The sequence below is a fragment of the Nakamurella sp. genome (genome assembly GCF_048594475.1).
Lineage (GTDB): Bacteria > Actinomycetota > Actinomycetes > Mycobacteriales > Nakamurellaceae > Nakamurella.
Map to the genome: position 1 here is coordinate 1 of NZ_JBMDXT010000513.1, position 5,622 is coordinate 5,622.

At 73.3% G+C, this 5,622-nt stretch carries 5 protein-coding genes; 3 read left to right on the forward strand and 2 right to left on the reverse strand.

The window, feature by feature from the left end; translation table 11 throughout:
* Positions 1 to 164 precede the first annotated feature (164 nt).
* Positions 165 to 1,307 carry a PrpF domain-containing protein gene (locus ACOJUF_RS23195; protein ID WP_420124173.1) on the reverse strand — a complete coding sequence of 381 codons (1,143 nt, stop codon included), beginning with the start codon at positions 1,305 to 1,307 and terminating at the stop codon, positions 165 to 167.
* Positions 1,308 to 1,512: 205 nt separating this feature from the next.
* On the opposite strand from ACOJUF_RS23195, the gene ACOJUF_RS23200 reads away from it, so the two are divergent.
* Positions 1,513 to 2,160 (forward strand): GntR family transcriptional regulator, encoded by a 648-nt coding sequence (locus tag ACOJUF_RS23200; protein ID WP_420124174.1) that lies wholly within the window; start codon positions 1,513 to 1,515, stop codon positions 2,158 to 2,160.
* A 142-nt stretch (positions 2,161 to 2,302) separates the two neighbouring features.
* On the opposite strand, the gene ACOJUF_RS23205 is transcribed toward ACOJUF_RS23200, so the two are convergent.
* Complete coding sequence (locus tag ACOJUF_RS23205) at positions 2,303 to 2,719, reverse strand: hypothetical protein (protein ID WP_420124175.1); 417 nt, start codon at positions 2,717 to 2,719, stop codon at positions 2,303 to 2,305.
* A gap of 472 nt (positions 2,720 to 3,191) precedes the next feature.
* Here ACOJUF_RS23205 and ACOJUF_RS23210 point away from each other — a divergent pair, with 472 nt between their 5' ends.
* Both ACOJUF_RS23210 and ACOJUF_RS23215 read left to right on the forward strand, forming a co-directional pair.
* Positions 3,192 to 4,445 (forward strand): mannosyltransferase, encoded by a 1,254-nt coding sequence (locus tag ACOJUF_RS23210; RefSeq protein WP_420124176.1) that lies wholly within the window; start codon positions 3,192 to 3,194, stop codon positions 4,443 to 4,445.
* Between the two features lie 800 nt (positions 4,446 to 5,245).
* Positions 5,246 to 5,622, forward strand: a 377-nt coding sequence (locus ACOJUF_RS23215; RefSeq protein ID WP_420124177.1) for a (deoxy)nucleoside triphosphate pyrophosphohydrolase, incomplete at its 3' end; no start/stop codon positions are given.

The window sequence follows — 5,622 nt, forward strand, 5'->3', positions numbered from 1 at the left end:
TCGCCGTCGGCGATCTGCAGGTCGAGGTCCTTGACGACGGTGTTGGTGCCGTACTTCAGGCTCAGGTGTTCGAGGGTGATCTTCATTGGTCTTCCTCTCCGACACGACGTGTCCATCGTGACGGCTCGGCTGATGCGGGGAAAGGATCCGGACGGGATGAGAGGTCAGGCGACGGAGGTGGCGACCGGTGCGGTGGCCGCCCGGCGGACCGGCCGCCGGCCCGGGGACGAGGTGGGAACGCTGGGCACGTAGACCAGGGCATCGACGATGCGGCGGGAGTTGCGGCGGAACTCCACGACCCGCTGCTCGGACCGGGTGATGGTCACCTGGATCGGGCCGCTGAGGGTGCCGATGCGGTAGGTGGGCCGGGCCGGGGCGAGATCGTGCACCAGGCTGCCCGGGATGGTGGCCCCCGCGGCCAGCGCGACCGCGCTGGTCAGGCCGATCGCCGGATGCGGGGCGCTCATGGAGATCATCCGGGCGTTGAGGTCGGCGTCCTGATCACCGGGGCCGACGACGCCCACCTTGGGCACCGACTGGTCGTCGTCGGGCAGGCCCATGGCCCGGGCGGCGACCCGCCGCAGTGCGGCGAAGAACGGCATCCGGGCGGCGACCGCGGCGCTGTCGTCGGACCCGGTGAGCCCGATCCGGTCGGCCCGGACGAGCGCGACCGGCGCGCCGGCGTCAATCATCGTGACGTCGTACTCCGACCCGTCGATCGTCAGCCGGTCCACCGGACGCCCGGTCGGGAGCAGCGCGCCGTGGGTCGACCAGGTCGCCTCGGTGAAGCCGAGATCGACCGGCACGCCCGGGAACGGCACGCCCCGGACGAGCTGGCCCCCATGGGACGGGGCCGTCGCGCCGGGGGTGGGCACGGTGGCGCGCAGGACCAGTCCGGTCGGCCGGTTCAGCATCGTGAACTCGGTGACGTCCTCGCCGAGCTCCACCAGCTCGTGCTGGACCGCGTACAACGCCAGCGCGGTGGCGCAGTTGCCACAGTTGCTGACCCACTCGACCCGCGGGTGGTCGACGCTGACCTGGGCGAACGAGTAGACGACCGTCGTCGGCGACTCGGCGACGACGAGGTCCTCGACGATGATCGCCTTACTGGTGGTCGACGTCGCGCCACCGATCCCATCGATCTGTCGCAGATCCGGGCTCCCGAACGCCCGCAACAGGAACTCGTCACGGGTGATCGGAAGACCGTCGACCTCACTGGCGCGGAAGATCCAGCACTTGCTCGTCCCTCCTCGCACCCACGACGCGGGGACCGCCAGTTCGGCCGATCCCACCTGGACCTCGGACATCGCCACCTCCTTCGCATGCCGCTGTATCTGTGTGCATTAGATTGGATCCCACTGTATACAGTGGGATGTAGAAGTCAATGGGTGTGTGCCAGGTAACATCGAGGACGGGTTGCGCATCCCGGTCGCGGCCGCTGGATACGCTGGGCCGACCGTGCGATCAGGCCGCCGCCGGGCGCCGATCCCGGTTGAGCGAAAGGGTGTCCCGATGGCCGTTCCGGTGTACGAGCAACTCCGTGCGCTGGTCCTGAGCGACGAGTTCGGACCCGACACGATGCTGGTGGAGACGAACCTGGCCGCCCGGCTGGGCGTCAGCCGGACCCCGATCCGCGAGGCGCTCCGGCGGCTCGAGCAGGACGGCCTGATCGAACGGACGAGCCGAGGCACCCGCGTCGTCGAACGCAGCCCCGAGCAGATCCTGGAGATCTACGAGTTGCGCATCCTGCTGGAGGGCCAGGCGGCGCGGGCGGCGGCCGATCGCGCGACCAGCCTGGACCTGAACCGGCTCCGGGTCATCCACGAGCAGATGCTGGCCGCCGGCCCGGATGCCGACGAGGACCGGGTGCGGCTGAACCGGCTGTTCCACGAGGCGCTGTGGGCCGCGAGCCACAACGGCACCCTGGTCGACGTGATCGACCGGCTCATCGCGCACCTGCACCCGCAGACGACGCTGCGGTTCCCCGGCCGCTGGGAGAGCATCCTGGCCGAGCACGGTGCGCTGCTGGACGCCATCACCGAGCATCGCGCCGAGGACGCAGCCGCGATCGCCACCGAGCACATGACCAAGGCCCGGGAGATCCGGCTTCAGCTCTACGCCGGAACCCTGGGTGACCGGGTGATCGACCGGGGGGCATAGCCGACCTGCCCACCGCGGGTCGGCTCGCCGGGCCGACCTCGGGGGCGTGTCCGGTGACCTCCGGAGGCGGCGGGGCGCCGGCCGGGGCGGCCGCCGCGTCGGACGTCCGGCGCCGACCGGGCGTTGCGCGCCGACCGGCCGGTCAGCGCCCGGCGGGGGGTCGCTCGAACCGCAGCACCGTCGCCTCCCGGGGCAGGTCGTCCCGGCCTCGTCCGGCCGCCGGACCGCTCCCGCCGGCCGGGGCCGGCGGTGCCTGCTCCAGCGGGGCGCGCTCGGCGAGCCGGGGTGGCACCGGGACGCGGGGCTCGCGGTCGCCCGCCCCATCCCCGCCGTCCCGGCGCAGAGTGATGACCACGGTGTCGCCACGGAAGCGGCTCGAGCCGCCGGGCGGCTCCTGCGCGGCGACCACCCACCGGCCCGACATCTGAAGGCTGGCCAGGTCGGCCGGGGGATCGGCGATGACTAGGGTGAATCCGATCAGGTCGGCCTGATGCAGGGCGCCCGCGACGATCGACCCCTCCAGGTCGGGAATGACGATCCGAGCCGGAACCGGCTTCACGGCGGGACTGCGGCGGGAGCGGGCCATGCCAACCTCCGATGATCGGACTCGGTGACCCGACGCTACCGCGGCCGGCCCGCGGTGCACCCGCGCTCGGCTCTGGGCTGAACCCCGTGACCCGCGGGACGGTCCCCGCAGTTGACGCGGGTCCGGCCGCTGCTGTTGACGCGGGTCCGGCCACGGTCGTTGACGCCCGCGCGGATCCGGCCGCCGGTGTGGACGCCTGCGCGGATCATCTCGCCCCGAATGTGACGGGTGGGGCGGGAGTCGACGAGTTGGGCCGCGCCGACGACGATGATCCGCGCGGGGAGGGGGCGGCCCTACGATCGGGGCGGCCCGGCGACGCCGGTGCGGCCCCGGACGGCCGGACGGCCGGATCGACCGGATCGACCGGATCGACCGGATCGTCGGGTGGGCCGGATCGGCCGGATCGGTGTGACGGGCCGGTGTGAGTCGGAGAGGGAGGTCAGGCGTGCGCGGCGCCCTGGAACGGTTCGTGGCGTCGTCGTGGGCGCCCTGGGCGCTGCTGGCCCTGACCCTCGTGCTGCATGTGCTGGCCACGCTGGCCGGGACCGACGCGTTCGCGATGGTCGACCTGAAGGTGTACGTGGAGGGCGCGCAGCACCTGTTCGACGGCACCCTGTACGACTTCTTCTCCGAGCCGCTGCACCTGCCGTTCACCTACCCGACGTTCTCGGCCGTGATCTTCACTCCGATGACCTGGCTGCCGTGGACGGTGCTCCGCGTGCTCTGGCAGGCCGCGTCGTTCGGGGCGATCGCGGTGATCGCGTACTGCACCCTGCGACTGCTCGGCCGGGCCGGCCCGGCTGCGCCGCACCCCCTGGCCAACCTGCGCGGGATCGTCGTGACGATCACCGCGCTGGGGCTCTGGCTGGAACCGGTGCGCACCACCTTCAACTACGGGCAGATCAACCTCTTCCTCTGCGCCCTGCTGCTGGCCGGCGCCGTGGCGAGCAAGGAGTGGCTGGCCGGCGCCTCGGTCGGGCTGGCCGCCGGGATCAAACTGACCCCCGCCATCACCGGGCTGTACTACCTGCTGCAGCGTCGGTGGTCGGCGGTGGTCTGGGCGATCGTGTTCTTCGCCGGGACGGTCGCGTTCGGCGCGGTGCTGGTCCCGGCCGAGACCGTCCGCTTCTTCACCAAGCTGATGTTCGACCCGGGTCGCACCGGTCCGGTCTGGTCGGCCATCAACCAGTCGCTGCGCGGGGCCATCGCCCGACTGGCCGGCCAGGATCTGACCGCGCTGTGGCTGGTGGCCGCCGCGCTGGCTGCGGTCCTGGGGGTGTGGGCGGCGTGGGCGTGCCTGCGGGTGGGCGATCGCACCGCCGGCTTCCTGGCCGTGCAGGTCACCGGGCTGCTCATCTCGCCGATCTCCTGGTCGCACCACTGGGTCTGGGTGCTGCCGTTGCTGCTGTGGTGCCTGTTCGGTCCGCGGCGACGGCGGCCGGCGGTGCGGGTGCTGGCCGCCGCCTGGTTCCTCGCCACCTGCAGCTACGTCGTCAGCCTGCTCATCGCCCAGCAGTACATCGACCAGCCGGCGTCCCGGCCCGGCTGGCAGTCGGCGCTGGGCACCGTCTACCCCCTGCTGGGCGTCATCACTCTGGGGGTTCTCGGCGTCCTCGCGTTCCGGGCCGTTGGGCCGATTGGGGCAAGTTCGGCCGACTCGGTCACCCCATCGGAGGACGGTCGGTCCGGCCGAAGCTGAGCGGGCTCTACGCTGCGCATGACCGGGAACCCGGCGCGCAGGTCCCTCTGAGAGCGCTCCCAGTCATCGCCGTCGGGGCTCTGTTCGGCCGGGGTCGTCGATCTGAAGGGGTGGTCGACGCACCCGGCCGGCCACGGCGCGCCGGTCGGCGCGGTGTCGGCGCCGTTCTGATGCCGACTCGGTGTTGTCTGGGTCCCGGCTCGGGCCCGTCCCTTTGCCGTCGGGCGCCGGCTCGGTCCCGTTCGGGATGCGGTCGGCCCCGCGCGACGCGGCCCGTAGGGTGTCCCGTCGTGGCGATTCCGCTCCGGGCAACCATGCTGCTCGACTCCCCGGTGGACACCGTGCGACGGGTTCTGGTCCGCTCCGACGTGTGGACCCGCACGGCCCGCGCCCTGGGCCGGACCGCCGACCTCGACGCCCGCGTCCCCGATCCCGCCCGGTCCCCGTTCGCCCCGCTCCGCGACGGCGACCGGCTCGAGATCCGGCCGGCGGGCCGCGCCCGCGGCCTGGTGCTGACCGTCCGGACGGGCCCCGCCGATCCGGTCGGTCCCGCCGGCCCGGTGCCGGTGCCCCCGATGCTCGACCTGACCACCCCGGTCGGACCGGTCGGGCGCGGGCGGATCCGGGTGTTCGTCGCCGCCACCCCGGCCGGCACCCTGGTCACCGTCGAGACCGAGCTCGAGGCCGCGGGGCGTCGCGCGAGGTTCCTGGCCGCCTGGCCCGGCGTGCGGCGCCGGGTGCTGCGGGCCGAGCAGACGCTGCTGGGGATCGTGGCGCTGGCCGCCGACGAGGTCTCCGTCGTGGTGGCCGGCGCCGTCGTGCACGACGACCGGCTGCTGGTCGCCCGCCGGACCCGGCCCGCCGCCCTGGCCGGACGGTGGGAGCTGCCCGGGGGCAAGGCCGATCCGGGCGAGTCCGAGACCGCGGCGCTGCGGCGGGAACTGGCCGAGGAACTCGGGCTCGCGGTCGACGTGGGGGAGCGCATCGGCCCCGACATCGAGCTGGGCGACCGCCTGGTCCTGCGCTGCCGGCTGGCCCGGCCGACCGACCCGGGGGCACCCCTGCGGGCGTCAGAGCACTACCTGTTGCGCTGGTTGCCGGCCGCCGATCTGGACGGGCTGCACTGGATCGACGCCGACCGCGCGCTCATGCCGCAGCTGCGGGCCGCGCTCGACTC

Excerpts from the sequence above, each read along its gene's own strand:
- ACOJUF_RS23195 (WP_420124173.1), bottom strand. The coding sequence starts at position 1,307 with ATGTCCGAGGTCCAGGTGGGATCGGCCGAACTGGCGGTCCCCGCGTCG.
- ACOJUF_RS23200 (WP_420124174.1), top strand. The coding sequence starts at position 1,513 with ATGGCCGTTCCGGTGTACGAGCAACTCCGTGCGCTGGTCCTGAGCGAC.